Source organism: Agrococcus casei LMG 22410 (genome assembly GCF_900163565.1).
Lineage (GTDB): Bacteria > Actinomycetota > Actinomycetes > Actinomycetales > Microbacteriaceae > Agrococcus > Agrococcus casei.
On the sequence record NZ_FUHU01000038.1, the window covers coordinates 124,303 to 139,752 of the forward strand.

The 15,450-nt window shown below is 66.0% G+C and carries 16 protein-coding genes and 2 tRNA genes; 10 read left to right on the forward strand and 8 right to left on the reverse strand.

Annotation, left to right across the window (positions count from 1 at the left end):
* Window positions 1–62 precede the first annotated feature (62 nt).
* The 4 genes from CZ674_RS09395 to CZ674_RS09410 are packed head-to-tail and all read left to right on the forward strand — an operon-like array spanning window position 63 to window position 3,802.
* A complete protein-coding gene (locus CZ674_RS09395) occupies window positions 63–974 on the forward strand; it encodes an ATP-binding cassette domain-containing protein (protein ID WP_086992260.1) in 912 nt (303 codons plus the stop codon).
* The gene (locus CZ674_RS09400; protein ID WP_086992261.1) at window positions 971–1,849 is read left to right on the forward strand and encodes an ABC transporter permease subunit; all 879 of its coding nucleotides are present in this window, start codon (window positions 971–973) and stop codon (window positions 1,847–1,849) included. The genes CZ674_RS09395 and CZ674_RS09400 overlap by 4 nt, the downstream gene beginning before the upstream one ends.
* A gap of 10 nt (window positions 1,850–1,859) precedes the next feature.
* Window positions 1,860–3,143, forward strand: a complete 1,284-nt coding sequence (locus CZ674_RS09405) for a sensor histidine kinase (protein ID WP_086992262.1) — start codon at window positions 1,860–1,862, stop codon at window positions 3,141–3,143.
* Window positions 3,140–3,802 carry a response regulator gene (locus tag CZ674_RS09410; RefSeq protein ID WP_086992263.1) on the forward strand — a complete coding sequence of 221 codons (663 nt, stop codon included), beginning with the start codon at window positions 3,140–3,142 and terminating at the stop codon, window positions 3,800–3,802. The genes CZ674_RS09405 and CZ674_RS09410 overlap by 4 nt, the downstream gene beginning before the upstream one ends.
* A gap of 5 nt (window positions 3,803–3,807) precedes the next feature.
* Here the strand turns inward: CZ674_RS09410 and CZ674_RS09415 are convergent, their stop codons facing one another.
* The 5 genes from CZ674_RS09415 to CZ674_RS09435 form a co-directional block, all read right to left on the reverse strand.
* Window positions 3,808–4,005 carry a hypothetical protein gene (locus tag CZ674_RS09415; protein WP_086992264.1) on the reverse strand — a complete coding sequence of 66 codons (198 nt, stop codon included), beginning with the start codon at window positions 4,003–4,005 and terminating at the stop codon, window positions 3,808–3,810.
* 97 nt (window positions 4,006–4,102) lie between these two features.
* Window positions 4,103–4,762 (reverse strand): ATP-dependent Clp protease proteolytic subunit, encoded by a 660-nt coding sequence (locus CZ674_RS09420; RefSeq protein WP_086992337.1) that lies wholly within the window; start codon window positions 4,760–4,762, stop codon window positions 4,103–4,105.
* 5 nt (window positions 4,763–4,767) lie between these two features.
* Window positions 4,768–5,355 (reverse strand): ATP-dependent Clp protease proteolytic subunit, encoded by a 588-nt coding sequence (locus tag CZ674_RS09425; protein ID WP_327078620.1) that lies wholly within the window; start codon window positions 5,353–5,355, stop codon window positions 4,768–4,770.
* Window positions 5,356–5,457: 102 nt separating this feature from the next.
* A complete protein-coding gene (tig, locus tag CZ674_RS09430; RefSeq protein WP_086992266.1) occupies window positions 5,458–6,768 on the reverse strand; it encodes a trigger factor in 1,311 nt (436 codons plus the stop codon).
* Between the two features lie 36 nt (window positions 6,769–6,804).
* A tRNA-Pro gene (locus CZ674_RS09435) sits at window positions 6,805–6,878 on the reverse strand.
* A 125-nt stretch (window positions 6,879–7,003) separates the two neighbouring features.
* Here CZ674_RS09435 and CZ674_RS09440 point away from each other — a divergent pair.
* From CZ674_RS09440 to CZ674_RS09450, 3 genes are all read left to right on the forward strand, one after another.
* A tRNA-Gly gene (locus CZ674_RS09440) sits at window positions 7,004–7,074 on the forward strand.
* A 100-nt stretch (window positions 7,075–7,174) separates the two neighbouring features.
* Entirely contained in the window at window positions 7,175–7,933 is a 759-nt protein-coding gene (locus tag CZ674_RS09445; protein ID WP_159456953.1) for an SGNH/GDSL hydrolase family protein, read from the forward strand.
* 39 nt (window positions 7,934–7,972) lie between these two features.
* The gene (locus tag CZ674_RS09450; RefSeq protein WP_086992268.1) at window positions 7,973–8,611 is read left to right on the forward strand and encodes a hypothetical protein; all 639 of its coding nucleotides are present in this window, start codon (window positions 7,973–7,975) and stop codon (window positions 8,609–8,611) included.
* Window positions 8,612–8,615: 4 nt separating this feature from the next.
* Here the strand turns inward: CZ674_RS09450 and CZ674_RS09455 are convergent, their stop codons facing one another.
* The 3 genes from CZ674_RS09455 to CZ674_RS09465 are packed head-to-tail and all read right to left on the reverse strand — an operon-like array spanning window position 8,616 to window position 10,658.
* Window positions 8,616–9,584 (reverse strand): Fpg/Nei family DNA glycosylase, encoded by a 969-nt coding sequence (locus tag CZ674_RS09455; protein WP_086992269.1) that lies wholly within the window; start codon window positions 9,582–9,584, stop codon window positions 8,616–8,618.
* Window positions 9,584–10,057: a ribose-5-phosphate isomerase gene (locus CZ674_RS09460; RefSeq protein WP_086992270.1), complete on the reverse strand. Its 474-nt coding sequence runs from the start codon at window positions 10,055–10,057 to the stop codon at window positions 9,584–9,586. Before CZ674_RS09460 ends, CZ674_RS09455 begins: the two co-directional genes overlap by 1 nt.
* Before the next feature lie 10 nt (window positions 10,058–10,067).
* Complete coding sequence (locus CZ674_RS09465) at window positions 10,068–10,658, reverse strand: mycothiol-dependent nitroreductase Rv2466c family protein (protein ID WP_086992271.1); 591 nt, start codon at window positions 10,656–10,658, stop codon at window positions 10,068–10,070.
* A 108-nt stretch (window positions 10,659–10,766) separates the two neighbouring features.
* Between CZ674_RS09465 and pepN the strand changes: the two genes are divergently transcribed.
* From pepN to CZ674_RS09480, 3 genes are read left to right on the forward strand one after another with little or no spacing between them, the layout of a single operon-like run.
* Window positions 10,767–13,307 (forward strand): aminopeptidase N, encoded by a 2,541-nt coding sequence (gene pepN, locus CZ674_RS09470; protein ID WP_086992272.1) that lies wholly within the window; start codon window positions 10,767–10,769, stop codon window positions 13,305–13,307.
* Between the two features lie 25 nt (window positions 13,308–13,332).
* Window positions 13,333–13,782 (forward strand): globin, encoded by a 450-nt coding sequence (locus tag CZ674_RS09475; protein ID WP_234988532.1) that lies wholly within the window; start codon window positions 13,333–13,335, stop codon window positions 13,780–13,782.
* Window positions 13,783–13,800: 18 nt separating this feature from the next.
* Window positions 13,801–15,441, forward strand: a complete 1,641-nt coding sequence (locus tag CZ674_RS09480) for an FAD-binding dehydrogenase (RefSeq protein WP_086992273.1) — start codon at window positions 13,801–13,803, stop codon at window positions 15,439–15,441.
* Window positions 15,442–15,450 lie beyond the last annotated feature (9 nt).

Here is a 15,450-nt window from a genome sequence, read left to right on the forward strand (position 1 = left end):
AGGCGGCACAACCATCCTTGCGGTCGACGCAGTGCACAGGCGCCTCGCAATAGCGTTGAAGCATGATCGTTGCAGAGCACCTCACCAAGAGATTCGGCCAGAAGCAGGCCGTCTCAGATGTCAGCTTCACTGTCGCACCCGGAAAGGTCACGGGATTCCTCGGGCCGAACGGTGCCGGCAAGTCCACCACGATGCGCATGATCGTCGGACTCGACCGTCCGACCTCCGGCAGCGTCTCCATTGACGGCCGCTCGTACAGCAGCCTCCGCTCCCCGCTCACAGAAGTCGGCGTGCTGCTCGACGCCAAGGCCGTGCACACCGGCCGCAGCGCCGTGAACCACCTGCGCTCGATGGCCGCCACACACGGCATCCGCCGTTCGCGCGTCGACGAGGTGATCGAGATCACCGGCCTCACGAGCGTGGCTCGCAAGCGCGCCGGAGGCTTCTCGCTCGGCATGGGCCAGCGCCTCGGCATCGCAGCCGCCTTGCTCGGCGATCCGCACACGCTCATCCTCGACGAGCCCGTGAACGGCCTCGACCCCGAAGGAGTCATGTGGGTGCGACGCTTCGTGCGTCACGCCGCATCAGAGGGCAGGGCCGTGCTGCTCTCCAGCCACCTCATGAGCGAGATGGCGCTGACAGCAGACCACCTGATCATCCTCGGCCGCGGTCGGGTTCTGGCGGATGCGCCACTGGCAGACATCGTCGAGCAGTGGACGACGAAGAGCGTCAGGGTGCGCTCACCGCGTGCCCGCGAGATCGCCGAGGCTGCCGCGAGCGACACCGTCAGCGTCACCAGTCGCGGCAACGGATACCTCGACATCAACGGTGCGACCGCCGCCGAGATCGGCGAGCTCGCTGCCGCACGGTCACTCCCCCTCCACGAGCTGACGCCCACGACCGGAACCCTCGAAGACGCTTATCTCAAGCTCACGGGCGACCAGGTCGAGTACAAGACGAAGGAAGTCCGATGAACACCGCCGCCCCCGCATCCGCCCTCCCCGACACCGAGCAGGAGCGACCCAAGCTGGCCCCGCCGGAGTCGCGTGGCCGCCTGAGCTTTCTGCGGCTCGTCCGCTCCGAATGGATCAAGTTCACCACTCTGCGGTCGACCTGGTGGTCGCTCGCACTCGTCGCAGTCGTCTCCGTCGGCCTCAGCCTGCTGCAGGCATCCGCGATCGCGAGCTTCGGAGACGACATGCCGGCAGCGACCACGGCAGAGCAGGCCAACGCGGATGCGGTGGTCGTCATCGTGTTCGCAACAGTCCTGACCCAGCTGCTGGCGGTCATCATCGGCACGATCAACGTGACCGGCGAGTACTCGACCGGCATGATCAGGTCGACGATCACCGCCGCACCTGACCGCATCCGATCACTGCTGGCGAAGGCCCTCGTGGTCTCAGTCACGATGTTCGTGTTCAGCCTGATCGTGTTCGCCCTCGCCGCGCTCATCACCGCACCGATCCTGCCGAACGGCGGAGTCGACTTCTCAGACATCGACTCCTCGCTCATGCCGCTGCTCGCCGCAGCCCTGTACCTCGCACTGCTCAGCGCACTCGGTGTCGGGTTCGGCTACATCATCAGAAACGGCCCCGGCGCCCTCGCCGTCGGCATCGGCATCGTGTTCGTCGCGCCCGTTCTGGTGCTGTTCTTTCCGATGACCGAGACCTTCGACTGGGTGCACCAGCTCGCTTCGTACCTGCCGTCGAACGCCGGACAGTCGCTGTTCATGGGTTCGCCGATGAGCGGTGAGGCGCTCGACACAGCTCCTGGGCTGATCGCCATCATCGCCTGGCCTCTCGCGGCCCTGGCGGGCGGCATCGCGGTGCTGAAGAGTCGCGACGCGTAAAGTCGACCACATGACAGAAGGCGCGAAGATCGTCCTCGGCAGCGCATCTGCCGAGGACGATCTTCGTCTGCCGCGCGCGCCGGGAGTGATCAGGGCGTTCTGGGCCAGGCACCCGCGCCTGGCAGACGTCGCGCTGGTCATCATCACGCTGCTGTTCATCATCACGCTGCTGTTCGTCGGGCCGACATTCATCCTCGGCCAGGTCTTCGAGCCGCCCGGGCCGGCAGTGTCGGCACTGATCCTCGTGCTCATGCTCATCACGGCGCTGTGCCTGCTGTGGAGGCGACGCCATCCGCTGATCGTCCTCGCCGTGGCCGCATCGCCGCTCGTGCTCACGAGCCCCGATATCTCAGGAGCGATCGTGGGGCTCGCGCCGACCTTCGCGATCTACGCGGTTGCCGTGTATCGCAGCAACCGCGCGGCACTGTGGGCACTGGGCATCACCGTCGCAGCGAATGCGGCGGTCGCCACCGCATGGATGGTCTTCAGCTCCGTGCCAGCGGGCGAGGGCATTCCCGGGGTCGTCGGCAACGCCACGATGCTGCTCGTCGGCACACTCGTCGGCACGAACGTCGGCAGCCGCAAGCGGTATGTCGAAGCGCTCATCGACAGGTCTCGCCAGCTGGCCAGAGAGCGTGACCAGCAGGCCGAGCTCGCGGCCGCAGCCGAGCGCACGCGCATCGCCCGCGAGATGCACGACATCGTGTCGCACTCGCTGGCGGTCGTGGTCACCCTCGCCGAGGGCGCGCACGCCACACACGACGCGAGCAGCGCCAAACAGGCGAACCGAGCGATCGCCGACACTGCACGCGACGCCCTCGACCAGATGCGCGTCATGCTGGGAGTGCTCCGCGAGGCGCCTGGAACGCACGAGCACAGCGATCGCATGCCGCTGCTCGGATCGACCCCCGAAGACATCATCAAGACTGCCGTCGCCGCGGGTGTTCCCGTGTCGTACACGGTCAAGGGAGCCCCGTCAGGCACTGATCTGCAGCGCCTCGCCGTGCGCAGAATCGTGCAGGAGGGGCTGACCAACGTCATGCGGTACGCCCCCGACGCGACCTGGGTGCGCGTCGAATCCGACTACACCGGCGACACGATCAGCGTCAGCATCGGCAACGACGGAGTGAAGGCAGCGGCCCCGTCGCTCGGCTCGGGACTCGGCCTGCAGGGGCTCGCCGAACGCGTTGCTGCGCTCGGCGGCGAGTTCGAGGCCGGCCCCACGCCCGCGGGGCACTGGCGTCTGTCGGCACAGTTTCCGAAGCAGACCGAACCCGAAGGAGCAAGCGCGTGACCGACACCATCCGAGTGCTGATCGTCGACGACCAGCCCCTCATCCGCATGGGCTTCACGATGGTGCTGAATGCCGAGGCCGACATCGAGATCGTCGGCGAGGCGAACAACGGCGAAGAGGCCATTCGCATGGTCGAGTCGCGCAGGCCCGACGTGGTGCTGATGGATGTGCGGATGCCGCAGATGGACGGCATCGAGGCCACAGAGCGCATCATCGGGGCGCACCCTGATGTCAGGGTTGTCGTGCTCACGACGTTCGACCTCGACGAGTACGCGTTCTCTGCCGTGCGCGCGGGAGCGAGCGGATTCCTGCTGAAGGACGCGCATCCGCGAGAGCTCACTGCCGCGATTCGCAGCGCGCACGCCGGAGACGCGTCGCTCTCGCCCCGCGTGACGCGGCGGATGCTCGACCTGTTCGGCAAGAGCCTGCCCGCTGAAGATCCGGCGACGCCCGCACTCGATCACCTCACCGAACGGGAGCGCGAGGTGTTTCTGGCCATCGGCCGAGGCCTCACCAACGCCGAGATCGGTGCCGAGCTGTTCGTCAGCGAATCGACGGTGAAGACACACGTCGGACGCGTGCTCGCAAAGCTCGAGGCCCGCGACCGAGTTCAGGCAGTCATCCTCGCGCACCGCATGGGGCTCATCCCCCGCGACTGAATCCATCAGCGCTCGTCAGCGTCGTCTCCGCGACCACGCGACTTTCTGCCGAGCACCAGCAGCGCGACGACCGCGATGACGGGCACCAGAAGCATCGACCCCCATCGCAGCAGCGGGAAGTCGCCGAGCCCCACAGAGCCCAGCGCAAAGCTGATCACGAGGAAGACTGCCGCAAGTGCGACTATGAACCACTTGGAACGCATGTGGGCCTCCCTTCGTCTGGCACCGCGCATCCCACCTTGTCATACGACAGAACCCCCGACCTGAGCCGGGGGTTCTGTCTGCGGGGTCGACGCTGAACTACTCGGCGACTCCGGGCTGCTTGCGGCTGAGCACCTGGTCGATCAGACCGTACTCGAGAGCCTCCTGAGCCGACAGGAACGTGTCACGCTCGATGTCTTCGGAGACCTTCTCGACCGTCTGCTTCGAGTGGTCAGCGAGCGTCTGCTCGAGCCAGCCGCGCATGCGGAGCACCTCGCGGGCCTGGATCTCGATGTCGGATGCCTGGCCGCGGCCAGCGTCGCTCGTTGCGGGCTGGTGGATCAGGATGCGCGCATTCGGCAGAGCAAGGCGCTTGCCGGGCTCGCCAGCAGCCAGCAGCACGGCAGCTGCCGAAGCAGCCTGGCCGAGGCAGACCGTCTGCACGTTCGGGCGGATGTACTGCATCGTGTCGTAGATCGCCGTCATGGCTGTGAACGAGCCGCCGGGCGAGTTGATGTACATGATGATGTCGCGGTCGGGGTCTTGCGACTCGAGCACGAGCAGCTGCGCCATGACATCGTCAGCGGACGCGTCGTCGACCTGCACACCGAGGAAGATGATGCGGTCTTCGAACAGCTTCGCGTATGGGTCCTGGCGCTTGTAGCCGTAGGCGGTGCGCTCTTCGAAGCTCGGCAGGATGTATCGGCTGCCGGGCATCTGCAAGGCGTTGCCTGCGCTAGAGAAGTTCGGGGTCTGCATGGTCACTACTCCTGTTCCGTTCCGCCGCCGCCGGCGACGTCTGCCGCGGAAGCCCGCAGGTGATCGACGAATCCGTACTCGAGCGCCTCTTCAGCCGAGAACCAGCGGTCACGGTCACCGTCTGCGTTGATCTGCTCGACGGTCTTGCCCGTGCGCTCGGCAGTGATCTCAGCGAGGCGCTTCTTCATGTCGAGGATGAGCTGCGCCTGCGTCTGGATGTCGCTCGAGGTGCCGCCGAAGCCGCCGTGCGGCTGGTGCAGCAGAACACGGGCGTTCGGCGTGATGTAGCGCTTGCCCTTGGTGCCGGCCGTCAGCAGCAGCTGGCCCATAGAAGCAGCCATGCCGATGCCGACGGTGACGATGTCGTTCGGAACGAACTGCATCGTGTCGTAGATCGCCATGCCCGCGGTGATCGAGCCACCGGGAGAGTTGATGTACAGGTAGATGTCTTTGTTCTGGTCTTCTGCGGCGAGGAGCAGGATCTTTGCGCAGATCTCGTTTGCCATGTCGTCGCGGACCTCTTCGCCCACCCAGATGATGCGATCGCGCAACAGCCTGTCGAAGACTGAAGGTTGCATTAGTGGTTCAGCCACGGGGATCTCCTTAGGTTCGTCTGGATCAACACTAGAGAAAACAACGGTGCGCCCGCGGCTGTGTTCGCCGCGGGCGCACCGTGTTACGGCAGAGCGCTGAGACTAGGCCTCTTCGGTCTGCTCTTCGCTCTTCGCGTCGAAGTCGGGCACGAAGTCGCTCATGTCGATCTCGTTGCCCTCGCTGTCGACCACGGTGCTCTTGCTGAGCACGTACGAAAGCGTCTTGCCGCGGAGCAGGTCAGCCATGACGACGTTCATCTGGCCGTTCTGCTGCAGGGTCTCGACGAGGTCCTGAGGAGGCATGCCGTACTGCGATGCCATCTGCACGATGTACTGCGTGAGCTCTTCGTTCGTGACCTCGAGGCTCTTCTCCTCGGCGATGCGGTCGAACAGGATCTGGCTCTTGATCACAGTCTCGGTCTGCTCGGCGACCTCTGCGCGGTGCACGTCGTCTTCGAGGCGGCCCTCGCCCTCGAGGTGACGGTGCACCTCGTCTTCGATCATCTTGGTCGGAGTGGGGATGCCCGACTCTTCGACGAGGTCGTCCTGCAGCTTCTTGCGCGCCTCGTCGGCCTGGCCGAACGACTTGCGACGCGAGACCTGCTGCTTGAGCTCGTCGCGGAGCTCGGCCAGGGTGTCCTGGGCCGATGCCATCTGCGCGAAGTCGTCGTCTGCCTCAGGAAGCTCGCGCTCCTTGACTGCCAGCACCTTGACCGAGACCTCGGCCTCCTTGCCGGCGTGGTCGCCGCCGACGAGCGTCGACGAGAACGTGGTCTCTTCGTCAGCTGTCAGCGTCTCGACTGCGTCATCGATGCCGTCGAGCAGCTCACCCGAGCCGAGCTCGTAGGAGATGCCGCTCGCGTTGTCGACGACAGCGCCGTCGATGGTCGCGGTGAGGTCGAGCTGCAGGAAGTCGCCCTTGGCAGCCGGGCGGTCGACGGTCACGAGCGTGCCGAAGCGACCGCGAAGCTCGTCGAGCTCGGTGTCGATCTCTGCGTCGGTGACCTCAGCGGCATCGACGGTGACCTTGCGTCCCTCGAGAGCCGGAAGCTCAAACTCGGGACGAACGTCGACCTCGACGACGATCTTGAGGCTGCCCTCAAGCGTCTTGGCGTCGGGCACCTCGGCGATGTCAGCCGCGGGGCGGCCGATCGGACGAACGTCTGCCTCTTCGACGCCCTGACGGTAGAAGTCGTCAAGACCGGCGTTGACTGCCTCGGAGATGACGGCTTCGCGTCCGACGCGCTGGTCGATGATGGGGGCCGGAACCTTGCCCTTGCGGAAGCCGGGAACAGCAACCTGCTCGGCAATCGCCTGGTAGGCCTCGTCCATGTACGGCTTGAGCTCGCTCGGCTCAACAAAGATGCTGAGCTTCACGCGCGTCTCGTCGATCTTCTCGACTTCAGTCTTCACGTCTCTCCTAAAGGTCGATGGACTGTGCTTCTGTCGTCGGGGCGACAGGATTCGAACCTGCGACTTCCCGCCCCCAAAACGGGTGCTCTACCAAACTGAGCTACGCCCCGAACAGTGCCCGACCAAACGGGCACCCGCGCAAGTCTACCCGCAAGTTCGCCCTGCGCGTGTCGCCGCTGATCGAAACCTGTCCGGAATTGGGGTAGAGTGGTGCGGTCGGCGCGACGCTGGCCCTGCGGGTGTAGCTCAATGGTAGAGTTCCAGTCTTCCAAACTGGCTGTGCGAGTTCGATTCTCGTCACCCGCTCTGCGAATTGCCCCTGATCTTGGATCAGGGGCAATTTTCGTTGCCCAATCGTGCTGTTCTGCCCTGCACCCGTTGTGGTTTCTGTGGGAAGATCACTTCTGTGATCTCGTTTCTGCGCGCAAACCTACGCGACACTATTCGCATCGTCGGCATCCTGCTGCTCGCGGCACTCACCGCCGGCGCATGGCTCATCCTGATCCAGTCACATCGCACGCCTCCCGAGAGCGACTACGTCTCTCCCTCTGTCAGCGCACCGACCACGACGCCTACTGAGTCACCCAGCGCATCTGAAGCAGTAGAGGAACCCCTGACGGTTGCGTTCCTGGGGGACTCATACACAACGGGGGCTGGATCAAGCGCTGAAGACCAGCGTTGGACTTCACTCGTCGCCGAATCCGCTGGCTGGAGCGAGAGCAACTTCGGGTGGGGCGGCACCGGCTACGTCGCTGCCCCGTTCATCGAGGGCGAACAGCGCCTGGCATACGGCGACCGGGTAGCTGACATTGTCGAGCAGAGCCCGGACGTCATCATCATCTCGGGCGGACGCAACGATGTCGGGCAAGACCCCGCCCTCGTCCGCCAGGAGGCGCTCGAGCTGTTCACACAGCTCACCGAGCAGCTGCCAGAGACGAGCGTGCTGGTGCTCTCGCCGTGGTGGGACGCGTCAGAGCCGCCCTTCGAGTTCTCGCAGATCGTCGAGTCGATTCGCTCCGCAGCCGAGGAGGCGAACGTGTCGTACATCGACACCGGCCTGCCCCTGACCGACCCTGCTCTGATCGCGGCAGACGGCGTGCACCCCAATGACGACGGCTACGCGGCGATCGCAGAAGCCGTCACTGCGGCACTCTCACGGCTCTAGGCAAGCTTCTGCCCAGGTTCTGGCGCTAGCGTGAACCCCATGACCAAATCGAGGACTCGGGGTTCGGTTCGACTCGGCGCGCTGCTGGTTGCAGTGTGCTCGACAGGCCTGCTGGCGGCATGCCTGGCGACTCCCCCGACGACGCCGACCGACCCCAGCATTCCGGTCGCAAGCGACTCAGCCCCTCCGGTCTTCTCGAACCTCGACGACCCGCCCTCGACCCCGGGCCCGTCGACTCCACCGGTGCCGACAGACGCACCCGGCACCGTCGACCTCGGCGACACCGTCACGATGCACACCTCGCACGGCTCGACGTGGGAGGTCACTGTCACGGGCGTCATCGACGATGACGACATGGCCGTCATCAGCTACGGCAACGACATTCCCGAAGGCGAGCGATCGGTGACGATCGAGCTGCGGATCGAGAATGTCGGAGCCATCGAGTCGCACCCCTACTACGACATGATGCTCGGCTACCAGCCAGAGAACGGCCCCATGTTCGATCAGAACTCGGGCCCGAGCTACGGCGACTACTCGAATGACCTCGGCTACGTGAGCAGCATCGCACCCGGTCAGACCTTCACCGGGCACATGTCTGTGTACGTGCCGGTCAACTCGCCGGAGGGCAACGCAGTCATCTCACCCGACGGGCGAAAGACCTTCTACGTCTGGGAGTGATCCGTCACTGCTGGCAGCTCGGGCACCAGTAGAGCTTGCGCTGCTGCATCGTCTCGAGCGACACCGCGGTGCCGCACACTCGGCACGGCAGCCCCTCGCGCTTGTAGACCCAGTGGCGATCCTCGCGGTTGTCGATCGCATCCTGCTTGGCCTTGCCGCGAAGACCGCTCATCGTGAGCATGAGCCCGGTCTCGACGCCGATCTTCAGCAGCCTCACCCAGTCGCGCCACAGGCTCTCGGCCTCTTCGACGGTGACCTTCGCACCTGGTCGGTGCGGTGACATGCGCGCCCGAAACAGCATCTCGGCCCGGTAGATGTTGCCGATTCCGGCCACGACAGACTGGTCCATCAGCAGCTGGCCGACCGGCTGGCGCGACCGTCGCAGACGATCGACGAAGCGCCTCTGCGCCTGCGCATGCGTCTCGAACGGAGCAAGCGGATCGGGACCGAGCCGCTGAATCAGCGCAGTCACGCCGTCGTCGTCGATCACCTCGCAGACGGTCGGGCCGCGAAGGTCGGCAAGCGTCGTCTCAGTGAGGATGCGCGCACGCACCTGTCCGACGGGCTCTGGCGGCCAGGTCGTCAGTGCAGCGCCGGTTTCGCGCTCGCCCATCCGCACCCTGCTCTTGCGCGGGGCGCCGATCGAGTGGAGCGAATCCTCGTTCTCGCCGTCTGCGCCAGCGGCCGTGTGCTCAGACGCCTTGCCGCCGACGAGGTACAGCGAGGCGTCGGATCTGATCTCGCCCGAGAAGTCCCAGGCGCCGTAGATGCCGAGGTGCACGTGCAGCCAATCGCCTCCGAACTGCAGCAGGAGGTGCTTGCCGACTGCCCGCGCATCCGTCATCTGCTGACCGTCGAGCTCTGCCGCACCGACGGCGAATCGCCCCTGCGGGCTCGTGACGCTCGCGCGCCGCCCGACGAAGTTCGCGCTGAACTGCCGGGCGATGCGATGGATCGTGTGACCCTCGGGCATCAGTCGACGAGCTCGCCGGCAGACTCGAATCGAAAGATCTGCTGGATGCGGCGCGTGTGCCGCTCTTCTCCGCTGAACGGAGTCGCGATGAAGGTGTCGATGAGCTGCAGCATCTCTTCGCTCGAGTGCTGGCGGGCGCCGACTGCGATCACATTCGCGTCGTTGTGCTCGCGGGCGAGCGCGGCGGTGGCCTCATTCCAGACCAGGGCCGCGCGAACGCCCTCGACCTTGTTCGCCGCCATCTGCTCGCCGTTGCCGGAGCCGCCGAAGACGACGCCGAGCGCCATGACGCCGGCCTGCTGGTCTGCAACCACGGCCTGGGCCGCGCGAATGCAGAACGACGGGTAGTCGTCGAGCGCGTCGTACTCGGTCGGGCCGTGGTCGACGCAGTCGTGCCCTGCCTCGGTGAGGTGGGCGATCAGCTCCTTCGAGTACTCGAACCCTGCATGGTCTGTCGCGACGTGGATGCGCATCCGTGCTCCCCTAGAACTGCGGGCCGCGGGTGCGGCTGCGCTTCAGCTCGAAGAATGACTCGACGCTCGCTGCGGCGACGATGCCGTCGAACAGCTTGAGCGCATCGTCACCGGTCGGAGCCGGCGAGACGACGGGGCCGAAGAAGGCGGTGCCGTCGACCGAGATCACCGGTGTGCCGACTTCGTCGCCGACGAGGTCGATCGCCTCCTGGTGGCTGGCGCGCAGCAGGTCGTCGTACTGGTCGGTCTCGACCGCGAGCTCGGCCGGCAGCCCAGCCTCTTCGAGAGCCGCTGGGATCACGACGTCGAGGTCGCTCTCGCGGCCCGGGTGCAGTCGCGTGCCGAGCGCGTCGTACAGGGGCTTGACCTTGTCTTGGCCAGCGGTCTCGCGGGCTGCGATGACCAGACGGGTCAGACGCATCGAGCGGGGCATCTTCTCCATGTACTCGGCGGGCAGATCGCGCCCTTCGTTGAGCACTGCGAGCGACATCACTCGCCAGTCGACGTCGAAGCCGCGGACTTCGGCGACCTCGCCGAGCCAGCGAGACGTCATCCATGCCCACGGGCAGGTCGGATCGAACCACATACGCACGTTTGTCATGCCCTCGATGCTACCCGCAGGACGAGGCTGTCAACCAGTCTCTGCACTCGGTGTCAGTCCTGGCGACTACGCTTGAGAGCACGCGTGTACAGAAGCAAAGGAGCAACAGTGCCAGGAGAGAACCTCACACGGCAGGAAGCATCCGACCGGGCGGCAATCGTCGCGACCGAGTCGTATGACATCACCCTCGACCTCACCAAGGGCGATGAGGTGTTCGGGTCGACCACGACCGTCAAGTTCACTGCGACAGACGGTGCGTCGACCTTCATCGACCACATCTCTCGCACGGTGCACTCCGTGACGCTGAACGGCGTCGAGCTCGACCCGGCAGAGGTCAACGACGGCGTTCGCATCCAGCTGCCCGGCCTCGCAGCCGAGAACGAGCTGACGATCGTCTCAGACGCGATCTACATGAACACGGGCGAGGGCCTGCACCGCTTCGTCGACCCCGTCGACGGCGAGGTCTACCTCTACAGCCAGTTCGAGGTGCCCGACGCACGCCGCGTCTACTCGGTGTTCGAGCAGCCCGACCTCAAGGCAGAGTTCAGCTTCAACGTCGTGGCTCCCGCCCGCTGGAAGGTCGTCTCGAACCAGCCGACCCCCGAGCCCGAGATCGACGGCGAAGTCGGCACCTGGCGCTTCGAAAAGACGCCTCCCATCTCGTCGTACATCACCGCACTCGTGGCAGGCCCCTACAAGGAGTTCCGCGACGAGCTGACCTCGTCCGACGGGCGCACGATTCCGCTCGGCGTGTTCTGCCGCGAGTCGCTCGCCGAGCACATGGACGCCGACTACATCTTCGAGACGACGAAGCGCGGCTTCGAGTTCTTCGAGCAGAACTTCGATGTTCCGTACCCCTTCGACAAGTACGACCAGCTCTTCTGCCCCGAATACAACATGGGCGCCATGGAGAACGCAGGCTGCGTCACCTTCACCGAGGCCTACATCTTCCGCTCGAAGGTGACCGACGCCATCAAGGAGCGTCGCGTCGTGACCGTGCTGCACGAGCTCGCCCACATGTGGTTCGGCGACCTCGTGACCATGAAGTGGTGGAACGACCTCTGGCTCAACGAGTCGTTCGCCGAGTGGTCGTCGACGCTGGCAACCGCTGAGGCGACCGAGTGGAAGGGCGCATGGACGACCTTCCAGGCGCTCGAGAAGACCTGGGCATACCGCCAGGACCAGCTGCCGTCGACGCACCCGATCGTGGCCGAGATCCGCGATCTCGACGACGTGCAGGTCAACTTCGACGGCATCACCTACGCGAAGGGCGGCTCGGTCATCAAGCAGCTCGTCGCATGGGTCGGCATCGAGTCGTTCATGCAGGGGCTCAGCGCCTACTTCAAGAAGCACGCATGGAAGAACACGGTGCTGGCAGACCTGCTCGTCGAGCTCGAGGCAGCCAGCGGACGCGAGCTGACCGAGTGGTCGAAGCTCTGGCTCGAGACGGCCGGCGTCAACACGCTGCGCCCCGTCGTCGAGACGGATGCAGAGGGCGTCATCCAGAAGCTGGTGGTGCAGCAGAGCGCACCCGACGACTACCCCACCCTTCGCCCGCACCGCATCGCACTGGGCTTCTACAACCGCACCGAGCGCGGATTCGAGCGCGCTGAGCGCTTCGAGTTCGACATCGACGGCGCCGAGACCGAGATCGCAGACGTCGTCGGCAAGCAGCGCCCCGAGATGATCCTGCTGAACGACGACGACCTCGCCTACGCGAAGATCCGCCTCGACGACCAGTCGTGGCAGGCAGCCTGGAGCAGCGTCGGCGACATCGTCGACCCGCTGGCCCGCGCACTCGTGTGGGGTGCGGCATGGGACGCCACGCGCGACGGCGAGATCGCAGCACGCGACTACGTCGACCTCGTGCTCAAGCACATCCACGCAGAGACCGAGTCGACCACGCTGCGCTCCGCTCTCGCGCAGGTCGCGCAGACGGCACGCACGTACGTCGATCCGTCGACCCGAGCCGAGACCATCCGCCTCGTCGGCGACAGCCTGTGGCAGCTTGCCACGTCGGCAGAAGCGGGATCGGATGCGCAGTTCCAGTTCGTGACCGCATTCGCCGGCATCGCGTCGACCGACGAGCACGTTGCGGCCCTCAAGGCGCTGCAGTCGGGCGACGAGAAGCTCGAGGGCCTCGAGATCGACACCGACCTGTCGTGGCAGCTGCTCGGCGGACTCGTGCTGAACGGCGCAGCCGGCGAGGCAGAGGTCGACGCAGCGCACAAGGCCGACAACACGGCCAACGGCGCCCAGGCAGCGGCTCGCGTCCGTGCGACCGTGCCGACCGCTGAGGCGAAGCGCGCTGCGTTCGACGCAGTCGTCGACGGCGACGTGCCGAACATGATCGTTCGCTACACGGGCCTCGGCCTCTCGCACGTCAACGATCCGGCAGAGCTGGCGACGCTCATCGAGCGCTACCACTCGTCGATCGACTCCACGTGGGAGAAGCGCTCGTACCAGATGGCTGAAGAGCTCATCCAGGGCCTCTACCCGGCAACCGCCGCGAGCCCCGAGCTCGCATCGGCGACACGCGAGTGGCTGGCCGAGAAGGAGCGTCCGGCATCGCTGACGCGCCTCGTTCGCGAGCTGCTCGCCGGTGTCGACCGCGCAGTGGCCGTGCAGCAGCGCGACGCACAAAAGTAGGCACAGAGAAGCAGGAGCATCACCGGTGAACGAGCAGCAGAAGTCACGCCCCATGCAGCCCCGCATGAGCGCGGGCGGTCCGACCGTCGGCCACACAATCTTTGATCTGGTCGGCGGCATGGAGTTCTTCACGCTGCTCGTTCACCGCTTCTACGACCGCGTCTGGCAAGACGAGGTCATGCGGCCGATGTACCCGCAAGACGACCGCGAGGGAGCCGAATGGCGCCTCGCGTTCTTCCTCGCCCAGTACTTCGGCGGGCCGACGACCTACTCGCAGGAGCGCGGGCATCCGCGACTCCGCATGCGGCACGTCGGGTTCGAGATCGACCTCGACGCACGTGACCGCTGGGTGCAGCACATGACTGCCTCCCTCGACGAGTCAGACGTCGCACCCATCATCCACGGCGAGATGCTCGACTACTTCGAGCGAGCGGCCACCGCCATGATCAACCACAACACCGCATTCCGCGGGTAGCGCCAACGGAGGCACCGCATGAGCCAGACCACCAGCACCGATGTCGTCATCGTGGGAGCCGGTCTGGCCGGCCTCGTGACCGCCGCCGAAGCGGTCGCTCGCGGCAGACGCGTCACCCTCATCGATCAAGAGCCCAGCCGCTCGTTCGGCGGGCAGGCTTTCTGGTCATTCGGCGGGCTACTGATGGTCGACACTCCAGAGCAGCGCAGGCTCGGCATCCGCGACTCGCACGAGGTCGCTCACGACGACTGGATGCGCGCCGCCGGCTTCGATCGCGAGACCGACAGCTGGGGCAGGCAGTGGGCCGAGGCGTACCTCGGCTGGGCCGCCGGCGACATGCGCGGCTGGCTGCGCGAGCGCGGCGTCTCGTTCTTTCCGGTCGTCGGGCACGCAGAGCGCGGTGCCGCGATCGACGGCGGCTTCGGCAACACACTCCCCCGATTCCACATCACCTGGGGCACCGGCCCCGGCCTCGTCGCGCCGTTCACGCGGCTGCTGCGCGCCGGCGTCGAAGAGGGTCTCGTGACACTCAAGTTTCGACATCGAGCGGATGCGCTGATCCGCGAGGGCGACGCCGTCGTCGGAGTGCGCGGTGCCGTGCTCGCTGAAGACCTCGCTGAGCGAGGTGAAGCATCGAACCGCGACGTCACAGGCGAGTTCGAGATTCGCGCCGAGTCGACCGTGATCGCCACGGGCGGCATCGGCGGCGCCCTCGACCGCGTCACCGAGCGGTGGCCGTCGTCGCTCGGCGAAGCTCCGACCGACATCGTGCGCGGTGTTCCCGAGCATGTCGACGGACGCGGCATCGAGCTGGCCCGCGAGTCGGGCGCCGCGGTCGTGAACGAGGATCGCATGTGGCATTACACCGAGGGAATCCGCAACTGGAGCCCTGTGTGGAAGAACCACGGCATCCGCATCCTGCCCGGTCCGTCGAGCCTCTGGGTCGACCAGTCAGGCAAGCGCCTGCCCTCGGCCCTCTACCCCGGCTCTGACACGCTCGGCACCCTCGAGCACCTGCGCCGCACCGGCAGCGACCACTCGTGGTTCGTGCTGACGCAGTCGATCCTCGAGAAGGAGTTCACGCTCTCGGGCTCTGAGCAGAACCCCGACCTCACCGAGAAGGACCTCGGGCTGCTGGCAAAGCGTGTGCTGCCAGGAGCACCCAGGCCGGTGCAGGCGTTTCTCGATCACGGAGAAGACTTCATCGTCGCGAACTCGCTCGACGAGCTGCTCGATCGCATGCAGCAGCTCGGTGAGGGGCTCGATGCCGAAAGCGTGCGAGCTGCGATCGCAGAGCGCGACGCTGCAGTTCGCGACCCGCAGACGCAGGATCAGCAGGTTCGAGCCATCCATGCGGCGCGCGAGTTCCTCGGTGAGCGACTCGTGCGCACTGCGAAGCCGCACGAGCTGCTCGACGAGCGCCACTGGCCGCTGATCGCGGTTCGGCTGCACACGCTCACGCGCAAGACGCTCGGCGGCGTGCAGACCGACCTTCGGTCACAGGCCCTCGATGCCGCTGGCAACCCGGTGCCCGGGCTCTTCGCAGTCGGCGAGGCAGCGGGCTTCGGCGGCGGAGGCGTGCACGGCTACCGTTCGCTCGAAGGCACCTTCCTTGGCGGATGCCTGCACACTGGTCATCGAGCCGGAGCATACGTATAGGCCGGCTTC